This is a genomic window from Mesorhizobium sp. M1329 (assembly GCF_040318035.1).
GTDB lineage: Bacteria > Pseudomonadota > Alphaproteobacteria > Rhizobiales > Rhizobiaceae > Mesorhizobium.
On the sequence record NZ_JAMYLN010000034.1, the window covers coordinates 26,377 to 43,265 of the forward strand.

Consider the following 16,889-nt stretch of genomic DNA (forward strand, 5'->3'; position numbering starts at 1 on the left):
CAGTTTGGGCGCGCCGCCGGCGCAGCCACGCCGTTCAAGCGTCGGCTGATTCACGAACCTGATTGGCCGCCGCATCCAGAAAGGCCTGCGCGAGGTCAGGATCGTTGATGACGCGCGATAACATCAGCGAACCGACCATCGTCGAGAGAATGGCCATGGCCTTGCCATCGAACTCCCCGCCATTGGCCTCAGCAATGAAACGGCCGAGGATCTCGAGATGCTCCTTGATCCCGGCTTCGAACGGCGCTTTCACGTCCTTGCCCTGTCTGGCGGCATCCGAGCCGAGCGCCACGATCGGGCAGCCGTCCATCTTTTCTCCGCGATGGTCCATACTGAGGTAGAACGCGATCACCGCGCCAAGCGGATCATCGGGGTTTGCCGCAGTCGCGGCCGACCATCGATGCGTGGCGCTCTCCATCGCCCGCCTGGACGCCTGCGCCGCCAGGTCGTCCTTGGATGCGAACTGCTTGTAAAACGCGCCTTGGGTCAGCCCGGCAGCCTTCATCAGATCTTTAAGGCCGATACCGTCAAAGCCGCGCTCCCGAAAAAGGCGGCTTGCCACGTTGATTACGGTTTCGCGGTTTTCCGCGGCCTGAGTACGAGTTACGCGCATCGTTGACCTCTCTTTTTAGATTGCGTTCGTAATCTATAGCCTATATAGAGTTCGAACGCAATCTAAAAAGGAGATACGAAAATGATCCGCAAAACCCTGAGCGCATCGCTCCTGGCCGCGCTGTTTCTTGCGACCCCGGCTTTTGCCGAGGAAGCCACCATCGGACGCCCGATCGAGGGCGGCAGCCTGCACGAGGGACACCTTGACATGGTGGTCTACTACGTCCCGGTCGACGGCGACCTCCTGGAGGTCACCGCCACCTTCGCGCCGAAGACCGGGGGCGATCCGCTGCGCATCGTCATGGGTCTCGCCGACGACGACTCCGTGGCCTTTTCCATGCCGGGCCACCAGGGCTCGCTTTACGCGTTCTCAAGGTCCGGCGAGCAGGTGACGGTCTCGACCGAGACTGACATGGCTCGGCGAGCCGACGCGACAATACGCTGACCCGACGTGCAGACCGCAATCTGCGTGCTGCTGACCGTGGGCTCTCGCGTCCGCGCGGCCGACGTAGAGGTCGAACGCGATCTACTCGATATGAGGAGATGGGCATGAAAAGGAGACCCGCCATTGTGCTGGCGGGCGTCCTGTTCGGATGGTCCTCTCGAGAGCGCCTGGAGCAGGCAAAAGCCGTATTAGAGACTGCAGCGGCCACCGGACAAAAACCAGCAAGGTTCCACCGGATCAACGCCTGCGTTCCCCAATGGCGGCGAGCACCATCAGAAATCAGCGGACGGAGCGCCACGGTGCCCTCGATCACGCCATCGAATAAGCTTGGAGGAGAGGTCAAATGCTATACAGTTATTTTGTCGAGAAATCGATCCGAGAGAGCTTCGACCACGTCAACAACCATCGCTGGGATGAGGCTGTGAAGGCACTCGCGCCGCATGTCCATCACCGCGTTTCCGGCGCCCACGCGCTTGGTGGTGAGCGCCACGACAAAGAAGCCATGCGCCGCTGGTTTGAGCGCCTCGGCCGCGTCCTGCCCAATCTCCATCTCACGGTCAACCACATCTGGGTGAAGGGCTGGCCGTGGCATACTACCGTGTTTGCCCAGTGGGACGGCACCGCGACGCTGCTCAATGGCGACGCGTCGTACATCAACCGTGGTCTGCACGTGTTCACCCTGCGGTGGGGCAGAGTCTATGCACTTGAGGAATTTTACGATTCACAAGCAGCGGCCCGCGGTCTCGCCGCCCCAGCGGCAGCTGGCCTCGAAGAAGCTGTCGCCGAACCAATTGTAGGCTAGCAGACGCTCAGTCAAAGCCCACCCGTTCCGTGAACGCGGGGGACGCTACCCCGTTGGCCCAGCGCTTCGGTAGCGGTCGCCTCGGCAAATGCGTGCCACCAGCGAAGCCTCCCGATCCTCTGCTCGTGGACGTCGGTCTGGAGACCACAGCTGATCAGCCGCTGCTACGCACCATCGTTTGTCTGAAGCGTTTGTCTTGGGCCGCGCGCCCTAACTCGCTCGACCTCTACTGTTCAGTTCCTCGTGCGGATAGAGCTTGCCGAACAGTGGCAGGTACATCGCGCCCTTGCGCATCAGAAAATCGTGGAAGGTCGCCATCGCCGGCGAGATTGCGTGATCGCTGCGCATCACGGAAAACCATTGCCGGCGGATCGGCATGCCGACGACGTCGAGGATAACCAGCCGGCCAGCCTCGATTTCCGCGGCGATGGTGTGGGCAGAGATGAAGGCGATGCCGAGCCCGGCCATCACCGCTTGCTTGATCGTCTCGTTCGAGCCCATCTCGACGCCGAGATCGTCGATGCGGCCAGGCACGTCGCTCAAAAATATTTCCAGCGAGATGCGCGTGCCGGAGCCGGACTCGCGAATGAGGAAATGTTCCTGGGCAATCCGCTCCTTGGATATCTCGCGCACCGAGGCCAGCGGGTGGTCCGGCGGCGCGATGATGACCAGCGGGTGATCGCCGAAGACCGAGGCGCGCACCGGGACTTCTTTCGCCGGGCGTCCCATCAGCGCGATGTCGATGTCGTGATTCTTCAGATTGTCGATCGTCTCGGCGCGATTACCAATGGCAAGCCGCATGTCGATGTCGGGATGTTCCTTCATGAAGGCAGCCATTAGCCGCGGTGCGAAATATTTGGCCGTGGAAACAACGCCGAGCCGCAAGCTGCCGGCGCGCACGCCCTTGATCGCATCCATCTTGTCTTCGAGCAGACGAAGCCGCTCCTCGATGGCCTGTGCCGTCTCGACGAAGGCAAGACCTGCGGCAGTGGGACGCATACCGTCCGCCGTGCGGTCAAACAAGGCCAGCTGGAATTCTTCCTCAACCTGCCGCAACTGGATCGTCAACGCTGGAGGAGACAGCCCTAACACCTTGGCTGCACTGACGATTTTCCCGTGGGCGACGATTGCCTGAACGGTCTTGAACTGCTTGAGCGTGAGGTTTCTCATATAGCATACTAAAATTTTTTTAGTGGTAAAGTAAAGTTATTGAATTTTACTTATCCCGCATCGTTTGTTTTCATTCCCCAATCCGGCCGATCCGAGGAGAGGCGGCGGGATGGGGAGGTTACGATGCCAGCGGCAACGCTCGACGCTTTTCTGAACTCCTATCTCGGAGAGCCGGACGAACTGCGCTCCGCGGTCGTAATGACCGTCCGTCGGCTGACGCAGGCGGCCACCACGATCCGCAACACCATCAATCAAGGGGTACTCGGCACCGCCTTTGCCGGAACCCGTGGTGCCAATGCTGACGGCGATGTTCAGAAGGATCTTGATGTCTTCGCCGACGACATCTTTCTCGATGCCATGCGCCACGCTCCGGTCGCGCTCTACGCTTCCGAGGAACTGGACCAGCCGGTGCTTCTCGACAGGCAAGCGCCTCTTGCCATCGCCATCGACCCGCTCGACGGCTCTTCCAACATCGACACCAACGTGTCGATTGGAACGATCTTCTCGCTTCTCCCTGCAACTGGTGCGCCGGATGGGAATCCGGCCGCCTCATTTTTGCAGGCAGGGGTGAACCAGCTGGGCGCCGGTTTCTTCATCTACGGGCCGCAGCTGGCGCTCGTTCTGTCTCTCGGCAGCGGCACGCATGTCTTCGTTCTCTCAGCCAGGCTCGGCACCTTCGTCCAGGCCTATGAGAGCCGGGTCATCCCCCAGCGTACCCAGGAATTTGCCATCAACGCCGCCAACTACCGGCACTGGGACGAGGCGGTGCGGCTCTACATCGACGACTGCCTCGAAGGCACCGAAGGCCCACGCGAGAAGGACTTCAACATGCGCTGGATCGCCTCCCTGGTCGCCGATTGCTACCGCATATTGATGCGCGGCGGCGTCTTCCTGTATCCCGGCGACAAGCGCAAGGGCTACAGGCAGGGGCGACTTCGCCTCGTTTATGAGGCAAACCCGATCGCCTATCTCGTCGAACAGGCGGGCGGTGCCGCCACCGATACGATCACCCGCATCCTCGAAATCGAACCCGAGAGCCTGCACCAGCGCGTGCCCATGATTTTCGGATCGGCGCGGGAAGTCGCGCGCATCACCCGCTATCACACGGAGCCGAGCGCCATCGGCGAGCGCGCGCCGCTGTTCAGCCGCCGCGGCCTTTTCAGGGCCTGAAGACCATGTCGGCAAAGCACCCCATCATTACCATCACCGGGTCGTCGGGCGCAGGCACTACCTCTGTCAAGCGCATCTTCGAGCTGATCTTCAGGCGCGAGAACATCGGGGCCGCCTTCATCGAAGGCGATGCTTTCCATCGCTACGACCGCGCCACGATGAAGGCGAAGGTGGCCGAGGAGGAAAAGGCGGGCAATCCGAACTTCACCCACTTCCATGCCGAGGCCAATGAACTGGCAATCCTCGAAGAGGTATTCGAGGAATATGGCCGCCGGGGAACCGGAAAGACCCGCACCTACATCCATGACGAGGATGAGGAGAAGCAGTACGGCACGCAGCCGGGACATTTCACCGAATGGCGCGAATTTCCGCCGAGCGACCTGCTTTTCTACGAGGGCCTGCATGGCTGCGTCGTCACCGACAAGATCAACCTGGCCAGGCACGCGGACCTCAAGATCGGCGTGGTGCCGGTCATAAATCTCGAATGGATCCAGAAGATCCATCGCGACCGCGCAACGCGCGGCTATTCCACCGAGGCGGTGATGGACGTGATCCTGCGTCGCATGCCGGACTATGTCCGCTACATCGTCCCGCAGTTTTCGCAGACCGCCATCAACTTCCAGCGCGTGCCGATTGTCGACACGTCCAATCCATTCATCGCGCGCTGGATTCCGACGCCCGACGAATCAATGCTGGTCATCCGCTTCGCCAACCCCCGCGGCATCGATTTCCCCTACCTGCTTTCGATGATCCACGACTCGTTCATGTCGCGGCCGAATTCCATAGTGGTGCCCGGCAACAAGCTCGACCTTGCCATGCAGCTGATCCTGACGCCGCTCATCCTGCAATTGATCGAACGCAAGAACCGTGTGTCGTGAGGAGGACGCCATGAACAGCCAAGCCGCAGCATTGAAGCCCGTCGCCGCCGTCTCGGAACGCGACATGGCCAACGCCATTCGCGCATTGGCGATGGATAGCGTCCAAAAGGCCAATTCCGGTCATCCGGGCATGCCGATGGGCATGGCCGATGTCGCGACGGTGCTGTTCAGCCGCTTCATCAATATCGATCCGTCGATGCCGGACTGGCCCGATCGCGACCGCTTCGTGCTTTCGGCCGGGCACGGCTCGATGCTGCAATATGCGCTGCATTACCTGCTCGGCTACGAGGACATGCCGATCGAGGAGTTGCAGCGGTTTCGTCAGCTGGGCAGCCGCACCGCCGGACATCCGGAATATGGCCATGCGCTTGGCATCGAGACGACGACCGGCCCGCTTGGACAAGGCATTTCGACCGCTGTCGGCATGGCACTGGCGGAGCGCATGCTCGCTGCCCGTCACGGCGCAGATGTCGTTGACCATTTCACCTACGCGATCGCCGGCGACGGCTGCCTGCAGGAAGGCATCAGCCACGAGGCGATCGATCTTGCCGGTCACCTGAAGCTCTCCCGGCTGATCGTCTTTTGGGACGACAATGCGATCTCGATCGACGGACCGACTTCGCTGTCGACTTCGATGGACCAGCCGGCACGGTTCAAGGCCGCTGGATGGCAAGTCCAGTCGGTGGACGGCCACGACATGGAAGCCGTTGGGGCTGCAATCGAAGCAGCGCAGCAGTCGGATCGGCCGTCTCTGATCGCCTGCCGCACGGTGATCGGCAAGGGTGCGCCCAATCTGGGCGGTTCGGAAAAGACGCATGGCGCGCCGCTGGGCGATGCGGAGATCGCCGCGACGCGCGAAAACATCGGCTGGGCCTACGCGCCGTTCGAGGTGCCGGACGATATCCTTTTCGCCTGGCGCGAGATCGCCGGCCGCGGGCAAGCGGCACGTCGCGCCTGGGAGCAGCGGCTTGCCGCCTCGCCGCAGCGCGAGGCCTTCGAGAGCGCGGTCGCCGGCACCCTGCCCGACGCGGTCTTCGAAGCGCTCGTTGCTTTCCGTAAGGAGCATCTCGAGAAGGCGACCAAGGTTGCAACGCGGAAAGCCTCGGAAATGGCGCTGGGTGCAATCAACGCCGCAACCGAGCTGACCGTCGGCGGCTCCGCCGATCTGACGCATTCGAACCTGACGATCACCAAGGGTATGGGTCGCATAGCGCCGGGCGACTACGCCGGCCGCTACATCCACTATGGAATCCGCGAGCACGGCATGGCCGCAGCCATGAACGGGATCGCACTGCATGGCGGCTTCGTGCCTTATGGCGGCACGTTCCTGTGCTTCGCCGACTATGCGCGCGGCGCGATGCGGCTCTCGGCGCTCATGGGCCAGCGCGTCATTTATGTGATGACGCATGATTCCATTGGTCTCGGCGAGGACGGCCCGACCCACCAGCCGGTCGAGCACCTGGCGATGCTGCGGGCGACGCCAAACCTCAACGTCTTCCGTCCGGCCGACATCATCGAAACGGCGGAGTGCTGGGAACTGGCGCTTAAGAGCGCGAACCGGCCGAGCGTGCTGGTGCTCTCGCGCCAGAACCTTCCGATGCTGCGCCAAGCACCTAGCGGCGAGCCACACAGCGACGAGAACCGGTCGAGCCGGGGCGCCTACATCCTGCGCGAGCCAGCCGGGCACCGCGCGGTGACCCTGATCGCCACCGGCTCGGAGGTCGAAATCGCGGTTGCCGCCGCCGAACGGCTGGAAACCGAGCACGGCATCGCGGCCGCGGTTGTCTCGATGCCGTGCTGGGAGCTTTTCGAGGAACAGGACGCCGGCACCCGCAAGGCCGTCCTCGGCTCGGCGCCCCGCATTGCCATCGAAGCCGCAGCACGGCTCGGCTGGGACCGCTGGATCGGCGACACCGGCACTTTCATCGGCATGGCCGGTTTCGGCGCCAGCGCTCCTGCCCCGGATCTCTACCGGCATTTCGACATCACGCCCGAAGCCGTCGCGGCAGCGGCTCTGAAGCTCATCATCTAGGAGGACGACCATGGCCCGCATCACCCTTCGCCAGCTTCTCGACCATGCCGCCGAGCACGGCTACGGGGTGCCGGCATTCAACATCAACAACATGGAACAGGGCCTCGCCATCATGGAGGCCGCCAGGGCCTGCGATGCGCCGGTCATCATCCAGGCCTCGCGCGGCGCCCGTTCCTATGCCAATGACATCATGCTGGCCAAGATGATGGAGGCTTTGACCGAAATCCATCCGGCCATTCCGCTATGCATCCATCAGGATCACGGCAACAACGAAGCCACCTGCCTGTCGGCGATCCGCCACGGCTTCACCTCGGTGATGATGGACGGGTCGCTGATGGCGGATGCCAAGACGCCGGCGAGCTACGATTACAACGTCGCCATCACCGAACGTGTCGCACGCATGGCGCATTGGGTCGGCGCTTCGGTCGAAGGCGAGCTTGGCGTGCTCGGCTCGCTGGAAACCGGCCAGGGCGAGGCCGAGGACGGGCACGGCGCCGAAGGTGTGCTTTCCCACGACCAGCTTTTGACCGATCCCGATCAGGCGGTCGACTTCGTGACCGCCACGCAGGTCGACGCGCTGGCGATCGCCTGCGGTACCTCGCACGGCGCCTACAAATTCAGCCGCAAGCCCGACGGCGGCATCCTGGCCATGCAGGTGATCGAGGCGATCCACGAAAAGCTGCCCAACACGCATCTGGTCATGCATGGGTCTTCCTCCGTGCCGCAGGAACTGCAGGACATCATCAACAACTATGGCGGCGAGATGCCCCAGACCTTTGGCGTCCCGGTCGAGGAAATCGAGCGCGGCATCCGCTACGGCGTGCGCAAGGTCAACATCGACACCGATTGCAGAATGGCCATGGCCGGACAGTTCCGCCGCGTCGCGACGGAGGACCCGCGCGAATTCGATCCGCGTAAATTCCTGAAACCCGCCACGGACGCCCTGCGCGACCTTTGCCGCGATCGCTTCGAACGCTTCGGCACCGCAGGCCACGCGTCGAAGATCAGGGTGATCGCCATGGATGAGATGGCGAAACGTTACGCCGCGGGAAAGCTCGACCCCCAAATCGCAACCGCGAAAGCCGCCTGAGCGGCAAACAGGAGACCTGCCATGAACAAGATCGACATGCCCTCAGCAGGCACGCTCAAGGAAGGCAAGGAACGCTACAGGTCGGGCGTCATCCCCTACAAGAACATGGGCTACTGGGAGCCGGACTACCGGCCCAAGGAGACCGACCTGATCGCCATGTTTCGGATCACGCCGCAGCCCGGCGTCGACCATGAGGAGGCGGCCGCGGCCATCGCCGGTGAATCCTCTACCGCGACATGGACCGTGGTGTGGACCGACAGGCTGACCGCCTGTGAGCTCTACCGCGCCAAGGCGTTCAAATCCGAGCCGGTGCCGAACACAGGTCCAGGCACCAGGATCGAGCAACAGTACTTCGCCTATATCGCCTACGACCTCGACCTGTTCGAGCCCGGCTCCATCGCCAACCTGACTGCATCGATCATCGGCAACGTGTTCGGCTTCAAGGCCGTCAAGGCCTTGCGGCTCGAGGACATGCGCATCCCGGTGGCTTACCTCAAGACCTTCCAAGGCCCGGCGACCGGCGTCGTGGTGGAACGCGAGCGGCTCGACAAGTTCGGCCGGCCGCTGCTCGGTGCAACGACGAAGCCGAAGCTTGGCCTGTCAGGCCGCAACTACGGCCGCGTCGTCTACGAGGCGCTGAAGGGTGGCCTCGACTTCGTCAAGGACGACGAGAACATCAACTCACAGCCCTTCATGCATTGGCGCGACCGTTTCCTCTACTGCATGGAGGCAGTGAACAAGGCGTCGGCCGCCACCGGCGAAGTCAAGGGCCATTATCTCAACGTCACCGCCGGCACGATGGAGGACATGTACGAGCGCGCCGAATTTGCAAAACAGCTTGGCTCCTGCATCGTCATGATCGACCTCGTCATTGGCTACACGGCGATCCAGTCGATGGCCAAGTGGGCACGCCGCAACGACATGATCCTGCACCTGCACCGCGCCGGCAACTCGACCTATTCGCGCCAGAAGAACCACGGCATGAATTTTCGCGTCATCTGCAAATGGATGCGGATGGCCGGCGTTGATCACATCCATGCCGGCACGGTGGTTGGCAAGCTGGAAGGCGACCCGCTTATGATCAGGGGGTTTTATGACACGCTGCGCGAGGAGCGCACGCCGCAGAACCTCGAAACCGGGCTGTTCTTCGATCAGGAGTGGGCGTCGCTCAACAAGGTGATGCCCGTCGCCTCGGGCGGCATCCATGCCGGCCAGATGCACCAGTTGATCCATTATCTCGGCGAGGACGTCATCCTGCAGTTCGGCGGCGGCACGATCGGCCATCCGGACGGCATCCAGGCCGGCGCGACGGCCAATCGCGTCGCGTTGGAGGCGATGATCCTCGCCCGCAACGAGGGCCGCGACTATCTGCGCGAAGGGACCAAGATCCTCGAACAGGCGGCCAGGTGGTGCACGCCGCTGAAGGCGGCCCTGGAGACGTGGAAGGACGTCACCTTCAACTACGAATCGACCGACACGGCCGACTTTGTGCCAACCGCAACGCCGAGCTTCTAGACGAAAGGAACCGTCGCCATGATGACCAATCCGGGAAACAAGGTCACGCAGGGACAGTTTTCGTTCCTGCCCGAACTGACCGATGAGCAGATTTCGGCGCAGATCAAATACGCGCTGAAGAACCACTGGGCGGTCAGCGTCGAATACACCGACGATCCGCATCCGCGAAACACCTATTGGGAAATGTACGGCAACCCGATGTTCGACCTGAGGGACCCGGCGGGCATCCTGCTTGAAGTCAACAATTGCCGGAAAGCCATGCCCAACATGTATGTCCGGGTCACCGCCTTCGATTCGACCAAGGGCTGGGAAGCGCCGCGCATGTCATTCATCGTCAACCGGCCACCTAATGAACCCGGGTTCCGGCTGCTGCGCCAAGAGCGTGACGGCCGCAGCCAGGGCTATTCGATCGTGCCTTATGCGACCGACAGGCCCGAAGGCGAGCGGAGCTAGGCGACACCATGCTGGACGCGATAGCAAAGGGCGCTGCCGCGCAGGACGAATCGGTTGATCTGCAGGCCGAGTTCGAGGCATCCAGCATCGATGAGGTGATGGACAAGCTCGACCGCGAACTCGTTGGCCTGAAGCCCATCAAGACCCGCATCCGCGAGATCGCGGCGCTGCTCCTGGTCGACCGACTTCGCCGCAGGTTCGGCCTGACCTCGGGCGCGCCGACGCTCCACATGAACTTTACGGGCAATCCCGGCACCGGAAAAACCACCGTGGCGCTGAGAATGGCAGAAATCCTGCATCGTCTCGGCTATGTCCGCGAAGGCCACATGGTCGCGGTGACGCGCGACGATCTCGTCGGCCAGTATGTGGGCCACACCGCGCCCAAAACCCGCGACGTGATCAAGCGCGCCATGGGCGGGGTGCTTTTCATCGACGAGGCCTACTATCTCTACAAGCCCGAGAACGAACGCGACTACGGCCAGGAATCGATCGAAATCCTGCTGCAATGCATGGAAAACAACCGCGACGATCTGGTTGTGATTCTTGCCGGCTACAAGGACAAGATGGACCGCTTCTTCGACAGCAATCCCGGCATGCGCTCGCGCCTCGCCCATCACCTCGATTTTCCGGACTACGGCGTCAGCGAACTCAAATCCATCGCCGAGATCATGCTGGCGCAACAGAATTACCGTCTCAGCGAAGCGGCGGCTAAGGCGCTCGACGAGTATCTCCCGATCCGCATGCGGCTGCCGCATTTCTCCAACGCCCGCTCGGTCCGCAATAGCCTCGACCGGGCCCGGCTTCGCCAGGCCAGCCGGCTTTTCGCATCGCGCGACCGGGCGTTGACGAAAACCGACCTTATCACCATCGAGGAATCCGACATTCGCGGCAGCCGCGTATTCGCGGAAGGTAAGCTCGAAGGCGAACCGGAGACGAAGGTGCGCTGACAAGACGACGCCGGTTGTGTGTGCAGCGACCGGAAACGGACGACAGAATGGGAGCCGACGATCATGGATACCAAGACAATCATTGCGCCCTCGGTGCTATCTGCGGACTTCTCGCGGCTCGGCGACGAGGTGGAAGCGGTCGTCCGGGCGGGTGCCGATTGGATCCATCTCGATGTGATGGATGGCCATTTCGTGCCCAACATCACCTTCGGTCCGCCGGTGATCAAGGCGATCCGTAATCGAACGGACAAGGTCTTCGACTGCCACCTGATGATCGCGCCGGCCGACGCCTATCTCGGCGCCTTCGCCGATGCCGGCTGCGACATCATCACGGTGCATGCCGAGGCCGGACCGCATCTCGACCGTTCGCTGCAGGCAATCAGAAACCTCGGCAAGAAGGCCGGCGTTTCGCTGAACCCCTCGACGCCAGAAAGCGTCATCGAATATGTGCTCGACCGGCTCGATCTGGTGCTTCTGATGACGGTTAATCCGGGCTTCGGCGGCCAGGCCTTCATTGCGGCGGTCGTTGACAAGGTCAGGCGGGTCAAGGCCCTAGTCGGCCATCGTCCGATCGACATAGAGATCGACGGCGGCGTCACGCCCGAAACCGCTCCGCTGGTCACCGCGGCCGGCGCCAATGTGCTGGTCGCCGGCTCTGCCATCTTTAGGGGTGGCACCGAGGCTGCCTATCGCGCCAATATCGGCACCATCAGGCAGGCGGCCGACGGGGCGATCCGGAAAGCTGCATAATCGTCTCATCGGAGGGCAAATATGGCGGCAACCCCACCTGTCTGCGATTTCGGCTGGCGAGCCATCGACGCCGTTTTGCCCGGCGTCGACGGCAAATCGCATTCGATCTTCAGCCATGCCGGCCCGAACGGGCTGGTGCTGGCCTTCATCTGCAATCACTGCCCCTATGTGAAAGCGGTGATTTCGCGCATGGTGCGCGACGCCAACGACCTCAAGGCCGAAGGCATCGGCTTTGTCGCGATCAACTCAAACGATGCCGGGGCTTATCCGGATGATTCCTTCGACAATATGAAGCTCTTCGCCAGGACGAACGGCTTCACTTTCCCCTATCTCCACGATGAGCACCAGACGGTGGCGCGTGCCTACGGAGCCGTTTGCACCCCGGATTTCTTCGGGCTCAACAGCGAGTTGACGCTGCAATATCGCGGCCGGCTGGACGCGTCGCGACGCGACGCCGCATTGCCCGGGCTGAGGCGCGACCTGTTCGAGGCGATGAAGCAGGTTGCCCGAACCGGCGACGGACCGCTCGACCAGATCGCTTCGATCGGCTGTTCGATCAAGTGGAAGGATGCTGCATGAACGTCGGCGCAGGCAGGCCGTTTCGCTCGCCCAAGGCGATCCTGTTCGATCTGGACGGCACACTGGTCGATTCGGCGCCTGATATAGCGGCCGCCGTCAACGAATTGCTGGCCGACCGCGATCTGCCGCCGCTGCGGCTGGATCAGGTCAAGGCCATGATCGGCGGCGGCATCAGGAAACTGGTCGAACGAGCCTTCGCGGCTTCCGGCACGCCGCTCCTCGGTAGCACGCTCGATGAGGCCAACCGCGTCATGGCGCCGATCTATCGCAGGCATCTGACCGGCCGCACGAGGCTGATGCCTGGCGTCAGGGAGGTTCTCACGCACTTCCACTTGAGCGGAATAGCCATGGGCGTGGTGACCAACAAGCCGCAGTTGGCGGCTCGCGAAATCCTTTTGCATTTTGGGCTGACGGAATATCTCGGCGCGATCGTCGGCGGAGACGCGGTGACATACTTGAAACCGGCCCCAGACGCGCTGTTGCTGGCCCTCGACCAGCTTCAGGTCGAACCTCGTGACACGCTGATGGTCGGAGACAGCGGCGCCGACGTGGCCGCCGCACGTGCCGCCGGGATGGCAGTCATTCTGCTGCGTGGAGGATACAGCCAAATTCCCGTTGAAGAGCTTTGCGCCGACCTCGTTTGCGACAGCCTGTTCGATATCCCGTCCGCGATGCAGAGGCTGCAAGACGCTGCGTGACCTCGAGCGCAAAGCCCAGGGCAACGCCGGCCGGGCGCAGTCCAATTGGTCGGCGGTACCGCGTTATTTCGAGAATTGCTTCAGGTAGGCAATGACGTTGGCGATGTCCTCGTCTTTCTTGAGGCCGGAAAACGCCATCTTCGTTCCTTTGACCATCGCCTTGGGATCGTGAAGGTAGGTCGTCAGCGTGGCTTCGTCCCATTTAACGCCGGATTTTCCGGCCTCGGTCATGGCCTTGGAATAGCTGAACCCCGGATGCGTCCCGGCCGTTCGGCCGATGACACCGTTCAAGGACGGACCGACCTTGTTCTGGTCCTTGTCGGCGACGTGGCAGATCTTGCATTTGGCGAAGACCTTCTCACCCGCCGCGGCATCCTGTGCCTGAGACTGGGTAGTGACAAAGGTGGCGACGGACACGGCGGCGAAAAATGCGACTGCGCGCATGGCATTTCCTCATTGATCGTGTGAGTGCCCTGGACACTTTACGCGTGTCGATGCCTTGCCGGCATCCGTTTTTACGCGGGAGAGCGAACTATTCGTCCTTCCTCCCCGGACTGGCAGCACCTGCACGCCTCGAAAAGCTAGACTGCCGATGAAAGAAGTCAATCGTACAAAGGTCCTGTTTCGTTTCCCGACTGCGCGAAGGGAAGTGTGTAGCGACACGCAGTCCCACATCATTGACGCCTATTGGCCGAACGCGTAGCCTCACTCCAACCCGTTTCCTGTTTGGGCACCTTCAGGAAATCCGATGAAACTCCAAAGCACGAACTCTGGAGAGATCGCTGCACAGGCGACGATAGGTGCCAAATGGATATGGTCGATCTCATATTAACGGTGTGCCTGAGCACCAATCCGGGCAATTGCCGAGATGAACACCTCTATTTCGGGAGCCGCGGCTCTCTGTTCCAATGCATGTTCCTGGCGCCCGCCGAGATCGCAAAATGGTCTCAGGAACATCCAAGTCTCAAGGTCGTGCGCTGGAAATGTGCCGTTCCGAGCAAGGAACGAGCGATTTGATCGACATTCCTGGTTCGTCGACGACCCTGAAAGAGGAGACGCCATGATGATTTCGCGGCGCATGATGCTGCGCTTGGCCGCTGTGGGGGCCATCCTCGCCTCAAAGCCGTTTGCCGTCTTTGCGGCAGCCAAGGTCCGAATTGGTGTCCTGAAGTTCGGCACCGTGAGCTGGGAACTCGATACGCTGAAACGCCACAAGCTCGACGAGGCCAACAGGATCGATCTGGAAATTGTCTACTTCGCCGGGGAGGATGCGACCAACGTCGCGCTGCTGGCCGGCGCGATCGACATAATCGTGACCGACTGGCTGTGGGTCTCGCGCCAGCGCTCCGAGGGCGGCGACCTTACATTGGCCCCTTATTCGACCGCCGTGGGGGCAATCATGGTGAAGGAGGAATCGCCGATCCGGACGCTGGCCGACCTCAAGGAAAAGAAAATCGGTGTCGCCGGCGGCCCGCTCGACAAGAGCTGGCTACTGGTCCAGGCGTTGGCCAGACGCGATCACGGCCTCGACCTGCCGACAGCCTGCGACGTCGTCTTTGGTGCGCCGCCGCTGATTTCCGAAAAGGCGATGCAAGGCGAACTCGATGCCGTGCTCAATTTCTGGCATTTCTGCGCCCGGCTCGAGGCCAACGGCTTTCGTCGGCTGATCGGCGCGGATGACGCGACGAAAGCGCTTGGTGCCTCGGGCCCCGTATCGGCACTCGGTTATGTCTTCCATGACCAATGGGCGAACGACAATCCGGATGCCGCCCGGGGCTTCGTCAAGGCATCCATGCAGGCCAAGGACTTGCTGGGCAGGTCCGATGATGAATGGCTGCGCCTGGCGCCACTCATTCGCGCAGAAGGCAAGGAGTTGGAAAAACTGCGCGACCGCTATCGCCAGGGCATCCCAAGACGGCCGGTCGCCGAAGAAGCGGTCGATGCGGGTAAACTCTATCACGTGCTGGCCGCGATAGGCGGCGAGAAGCTGGTTGGCAGGGCGCCCGAGATGGCGCCCGGCACGTTCTGGGCGGAACTCGCGAAATGACCGCAACGGAAGACAAGTCGGGTCGATCCGGCTTTGCGTCGCCGCTAACGCCAGCGCTGACGGTAACGGTTTCCCTGCTCGGACTTTGCCTGTTGTGGGGCCTCGCGGCCCATCTGTGGCAAAGCCGTGCCTTCCCCTCACCAGGGCAGGTCTGGCAGGTGCTGCTCAGGGAAGCGGCGAGCGGCGACCTTTTTTATCATCTTGGCGCCACGCTCGGACGGGTTGCTGCGGCGTACGTCGTCGCAATGATTATCGGCTCCCTCATCGGCGTCATCCTCGGGAGCTACCGCGGTGCGGACCGGTTCTTCAGTCCGTGGGTGGTCCTGTTTCTCAACATTCCCGCGCTGGTGGTCATCGCGCTCGCCTATATCTGGTTCGGCCTCAACGAGGCGGCGGCGATTGGCGCAGTTGCCGTCAACAAGATCCCGAACGTCGTGGTGACAATGCGCGAAGGCGCGAGGGCGTTTGATCCGCGTTATGCCGAAATGGCCGCCGTCTACCGCTTCGCCCCGCTCGAGCGCATCCGCCATGTCCTGCTGCCGCAACTGCAGCCCTATTTTGCTGCGGCCTCGCGGTCCGGCATCGCCCTCATATGGAAGATCGTCCTGGTGGTCGAACTGCTCGGCCGCTCCAATGGCGTCGGCTTCCAGATCTATCTTTATTTCCAGCTCTTCGACGTCGCCGCCATTCTTGCCTACACGCTGGCTTTCGTGGCGGTGATGCTTGTCATCGAACTTCTCCTGGTGCAGCCCATTGAACGACATGTAACCCGTTGGCGCCGCCGTCCCGCTTAGGGTCGACATCGCCGAAAAGACCTTCAGGTCGGCGCAAGGCGTGTCGATCACGGCACTCGAGGGTCTGTCCTTCGAGGTGCGGCAGGGCGAATTCGCTTGCCTGTTTGGGCCGTCGGGCTGCGGCAAGACCACGACGTTGCGCATCCTGCTTGGACTGGACAAAGACTTTTCTGGCTCTTTCCAGCTGCCGCAAGGCGGCTCGAACCGCATCGCCGCCGTGTTCCAGGAGCCTACTTTGCTGCCATGGCGGACGGTGGAGCAGAATGTCAGGCTGGCGCTGCCGAAAAGCCTAAGAGCGAACAGTCTCGACGAGCTGTTTGACACTCTCGGCCTCGCCGGCATGCGCTCGCTCTATCCGGCGGAGCTTTCGCTCGGCCTTGCGCGCAGGGCAGCGCTTGCCAGGGCCTTCGCCACCGAACCGGCGGTGCTTTTCCTGGACGAACCCTTTGCCTCCCTCGACGAACAGACCGCCGAGCGACTTCGGCAATTGCTTTTGACCGTGTGGTCGGCGCGGCCCACGACTGCCTTGATGGTAACGCACAATCTGCGCGAGGCACTGATGCTGTCGGACCGCATCATCGTGCTTGCGCAGCGCCCAGCCCACGTGCTCGGCATGTTCGACGTAAGAGTGCCGCGACAGCATCGCAATCCACTGGTGATGAGCGACCTTTTGCGATCATTCCAGCAAGAATTTCCGGGCGTGGGCTGATCGCCTTGCCGTTCGGAATGCATATCGGAAAAGACATGTCGATCGACAGGGTACGACGCAAGCTCGTGAACGGCTTCGCCTGTACCGCGGCCAGCGCCGCGATGCTGTCGGGCGGGCCGCCTTCGCCCCTGCCGACAGCCTTCAAGGTCAGGAAAGTCGCCGACAACGTCTTTGTTTTTCCAGGGCGTGGATGAATTG

Annotated in this window: 20 protein-coding genes; 17 read left to right on the top strand and 3 right to left on the bottom strand. The window is 62.1% G+C overall.

Going from position 1 to position 16,889, the window contains the following annotated elements; all coding sequences use genetic code 11:
• Positions 1 to 34 precede the first annotated feature (34 nt).
• Complete coding sequence (locus NKH21_RS26760) at positions 35 to 613, bottom strand: TetR/AcrR family transcriptional regulator (RefSeq protein WP_352868598.1); 579 nt, start codon at positions 611 to 613, stop codon at positions 35 to 37.
• Positions 614 to 694: 81 nt separating this feature from the next.
• Between NKH21_RS26760 and NKH21_RS26765 the strand changes: the two genes are divergently transcribed.
• Together NKH21_RS26765 and NKH21_RS26770 are read left to right on the top strand one after the other, a co-directional pair.
• Positions 695 to 1,057: a hypothetical protein gene (locus NKH21_RS26765; protein ID WP_352868600.1), complete on the top strand. Its 363-nt coding sequence runs from the start codon at positions 695 to 697 to the stop codon at positions 1,055 to 1,057.
• A gap of 343 nt (positions 1,058 to 1,400) precedes the next feature.
• On the top strand, positions 1,401 to 1,859 hold the full coding sequence (locus NKH21_RS26770; RefSeq protein ID WP_352868602.1) for a nuclear transport factor 2 family protein: 459 nt from the start codon (positions 1,401 to 1,403) through the stop codon (positions 1,857 to 1,859).
• Between the two features lie 210 nt (positions 1,860 to 2,069).
• On the opposite strand, the gene NKH21_RS26775 is transcribed toward NKH21_RS26770, so the two are convergent.
• On the bottom strand, positions 2,070 to 3,029 hold the full coding sequence (locus tag NKH21_RS26775) for a LysR family transcriptional regulator (protein ID WP_352868604.1): 960 nt from the start codon (positions 3,027 to 3,029) through the stop codon (positions 2,070 to 2,072).
• A 123-nt stretch (positions 3,030 to 3,152) separates the two neighbouring features.
• On the opposite strand from NKH21_RS26775, the gene NKH21_RS26780 reads away from it, so the two are divergent.
• The 10 genes from NKH21_RS26780 (at position 3,153) to gph (ending at position 13,141) form a co-directional block, all read left to right on the top strand.
• The gene (locus NKH21_RS26780) at positions 3,153 to 4,199 is read left to right on the top strand and encodes a class 1 fructose-bisphosphatase (protein ID WP_352868607.1); all 1,047 of its coding nucleotides are present in this window, start codon (positions 3,153 to 3,155) and stop codon (positions 4,197 to 4,199) included.
• A gap of 5 nt (positions 4,200 to 4,204) precedes the next feature.
• A complete protein-coding gene (locus tag NKH21_RS26785) occupies positions 4,205 to 5,077 on the top strand; it encodes a phosphoribulokinase (protein WP_352868609.1) in 873 nt (290 codons plus the stop codon).
• Between the two features lie 10 nt (positions 5,078 to 5,087).
• Complete coding sequence (gene tkt, locus NKH21_RS26790; RefSeq protein ID WP_352868611.1) at positions 5,088 to 7,109, top strand: transketolase; 2,022 nt, start codon at positions 5,088 to 5,090, stop codon at positions 7,107 to 7,109.
• 10 nt (positions 7,110 to 7,119) lie between these two features.
• On the top strand, positions 7,120 to 8,199 hold the full coding sequence (fba, locus tag NKH21_RS26795) for a class II fructose-bisphosphate aldolase (RefSeq protein ID WP_352868614.1): 1,080 nt from the start codon (positions 7,120 to 7,122) through the stop codon (positions 8,197 to 8,199).
• 36 nt (positions 8,200 to 8,235) lie between these two features.
• A complete protein-coding gene (locus NKH21_RS26800) occupies positions 8,236 to 9,714 on the top strand; it encodes a ribulose-bisphosphate carboxylase large subunit (RefSeq protein ID WP_352665803.1) in 1,479 nt (492 codons plus the stop codon).
• An 18-nt stretch (positions 9,715 to 9,732) separates the two neighbouring features.
• Entirely contained in the window at positions 9,733 to 10,167 is a 435-nt protein-coding gene (locus NKH21_RS26805; RefSeq protein WP_023678835.1) for a ribulose bisphosphate carboxylase small subunit, read from the top strand.
• A gap of 8 nt (positions 10,168 to 10,175) precedes the next feature.
• The gene (gene cbbX / locus NKH21_RS26810; protein WP_352665679.1) at positions 10,176 to 11,114 is read left to right on the top strand and encodes a CbbX protein; all 939 of its coding nucleotides are present in this window, start codon (positions 10,176 to 10,178) and stop codon (positions 11,112 to 11,114) included.
• A gap of 63 nt (positions 11,115 to 11,177) precedes the next feature.
• The gene (gene rpe / locus NKH21_RS26815) at positions 11,178 to 11,864 is read left to right on the top strand and encodes a ribulose-phosphate 3-epimerase (RefSeq protein ID WP_352665680.1); all 687 of its coding nucleotides are present in this window, start codon (positions 11,178 to 11,180) and stop codon (positions 11,862 to 11,864) included.
• A 21-nt stretch (positions 11,865 to 11,885) separates the two neighbouring features.
• Positions 11,886 to 12,443 carry a thioredoxin family protein gene (locus NKH21_RS26820; protein ID WP_352665681.1) on the top strand — a complete coding sequence of 186 codons (558 nt, stop codon included), beginning with the start codon at positions 11,886 to 11,888 and terminating at the stop codon, positions 12,441 to 12,443.
• Complete coding sequence (gene gph / locus NKH21_RS26825; protein WP_352665682.1) at positions 12,440 to 13,141, top strand: phosphoglycolate phosphatase; 702 nt, start codon at positions 12,440 to 12,442, stop codon at positions 13,139 to 13,141. The genes NKH21_RS26820 and gph overlap by 4 nt, the downstream gene beginning before the upstream one ends.
• A 63-nt stretch (positions 13,142 to 13,204) precedes the next feature.
• Here gph and NKH21_RS26830 read toward each other — a convergent pair whose 3' ends face one another.
• A complete protein-coding gene (locus tag NKH21_RS26830) occupies positions 13,205 to 13,585 on the bottom strand; it encodes a c-type cytochrome (protein ID WP_352665683.1) in 381 nt (126 codons plus the stop codon).
• 363 nt (positions 13,586 to 13,948) lie between these two features.
• On the opposite strand from NKH21_RS26830, the gene NKH21_RS26835 reads away from it, so the two are divergent.
• Genes NKH21_RS26835 through NKH21_RS26855 form a run of 5 tightly spaced genes read left to right on the top strand, consistent with a single transcriptional unit; the run spans position 13,949 to position 16,885 of the window.
• Positions 13,949 to 14,158 (top strand): hypothetical protein, encoded by a 210-nt coding sequence (locus NKH21_RS26835; RefSeq protein ID WP_352665684.1) that lies wholly within the window; start codon positions 13,949 to 13,951, stop codon positions 14,156 to 14,158.
• A 43-nt stretch (positions 14,159 to 14,201) separates the two neighbouring features.
• The gene (locus tag NKH21_RS26840; protein ID WP_352665685.1) at positions 14,202 to 15,188 is read left to right on the top strand and encodes an ABC transporter substrate-binding protein; all 987 of its coding nucleotides are present in this window, start codon (positions 14,202 to 14,204) and stop codon (positions 15,186 to 15,188) included.
• Entirely contained in the window at positions 15,185 to 15,982 is a 798-nt protein-coding gene (locus tag NKH21_RS26845) for an ABC transporter permease (protein ID WP_352665686.1), read from the top strand. Before NKH21_RS26840 ends, NKH21_RS26845 begins: the two co-directional genes overlap by 4 nt.
• Positions 15,983 to 15,989: 7 nt before the next feature.
• The gene (locus NKH21_RS26850; RefSeq protein WP_502903405.1) at positions 15,990 to 16,691 is read left to right on the top strand and encodes an ABC transporter ATP-binding protein; all 702 of its coding nucleotides are present in this window, start codon (positions 15,990 to 15,992) and stop codon (positions 16,689 to 16,691) included.
• 35 nt (positions 16,692 to 16,726) lie between these two features.
• Positions 16,727 to 16,885: a hypothetical protein gene (locus tag NKH21_RS26855; protein ID WP_352665688.1), complete on the top strand. Its 159-nt coding sequence runs from the start codon at positions 16,727 to 16,729 to the stop codon at positions 16,883 to 16,885.
• The last annotated feature ends 4 nt before the right edge of the window (positions 16,886 to 16,889 follow it).

Bases quoted from the DNA above. Each gene is read 5' to 3' on its own strand.
- NKH21_RS26760 (WP_352868598.1), bottom strand. From the start codon at position 613: ATGCGCGTAACTCGTACTCAGGCCGCGGAAAACCGCGAAACCGTAATC.
- NKH21_RS26765 (WP_352868600.1), top strand. From the start codon at position 695: ATGATCCGCAAAACCCTGAGCGCATCGCTCCTGGCCGCGCTGTTTCTT.
- NKH21_RS26770 (WP_352868602.1), top strand. From the start codon at position 1,401: ATGCTATACAGTTATTTTGTCGAGAAATCGATCCGAGAGAGCTTCGAC.
- NKH21_RS26775 (WP_352868604.1), bottom strand. From the start codon at position 3,029: ATGAGAAACCTCACGCTCAAGCAGTTCAAGACCGTTCAGGCAATCGTC.
- NKH21_RS26780 (WP_352868607.1), top strand. From the start codon at position 3,153: ATGCCAGCGGCAACGCTCGACGCTTTTCTGAACTCCTATCTCGGAGAG.
- NKH21_RS26785 (WP_352868609.1), top strand. From the start codon at position 4,205: ATGTCGGCAAAGCACCCCATCATTACCATCACCGGGTCGTCGGGCGCA.
- tkt (WP_352868611.1), top strand. From the start codon at position 5,088: ATGAACAGCCAAGCCGCAGCATTGAAGCCCGTCGCCGCCGTCTCGGAA.
- fba (WP_352868614.1), top strand. From the start codon at position 7,120: ATGGCCCGCATCACCCTTCGCCAGCTTCTCGACCATGCCGCCGAGCAC.
- NKH21_RS26800 (WP_352665803.1), top strand. From the start codon at position 8,236: ATGCCCTCAGCAGGCACGCTCAAGGAAGGCAAGGAACGCTACAGGTCG.
- NKH21_RS26805 (WP_023678835.1), top strand. From the start codon at position 9,733: ATGATGACCAATCCGGGAAACAAGGTCACGCAGGGACAGTTTTCGTTC.
- cbbX (WP_352665679.1), top strand. From the start codon at position 10,176: ATGCTGGACGCGATAGCAAAGGGCGCTGCCGCGCAGGACGAATCGGTT.
- rpe (WP_352665680.1), top strand. From the start codon at position 11,178: ATGGATACCAAGACAATCATTGCGCCCTCGGTGCTATCTGCGGACTTC.
- NKH21_RS26820 (WP_352665681.1), top strand. From the start codon at position 11,886: ATGGCGGCAACCCCACCTGTCTGCGATTTCGGCTGGCGAGCCATCGAC.
- gph (WP_352665682.1), top strand. From the start codon at position 12,440: ATGAACGTCGGCGCAGGCAGGCCGTTTCGCTCGCCCAAGGCGATCCTG.
- NKH21_RS26830 (WP_352665683.1), bottom strand. From the start codon at position 13,585: ATGCGCGCAGTCGCATTTTTCGCCGCCGTGTCCGTCGCCACCTTTGTC.
- NKH21_RS26835 (WP_352665684.1), top strand. From the start codon at position 13,949: ATGGATATGGTCGATCTCATATTAACGGTGTGCCTGAGCACCAATCCG.
- NKH21_RS26840 (WP_352665685.1), top strand. From the start codon at position 14,202: ATGATGATTTCGCGGCGCATGATGCTGCGCTTGGCCGCTGTGGGGGCC.
- NKH21_RS26845 (WP_352665686.1), top strand. From the start codon at position 15,185: ATGACCGCAACGGAAGACAAGTCGGGTCGATCCGGCTTTGCGTCGCCG.
- NKH21_RS26855 (WP_352665688.1), top strand. From the start codon at position 16,727: ATGTCGATCGACAGGGTACGACGCAAGCTCGTGAACGGCTTCGCCTGT.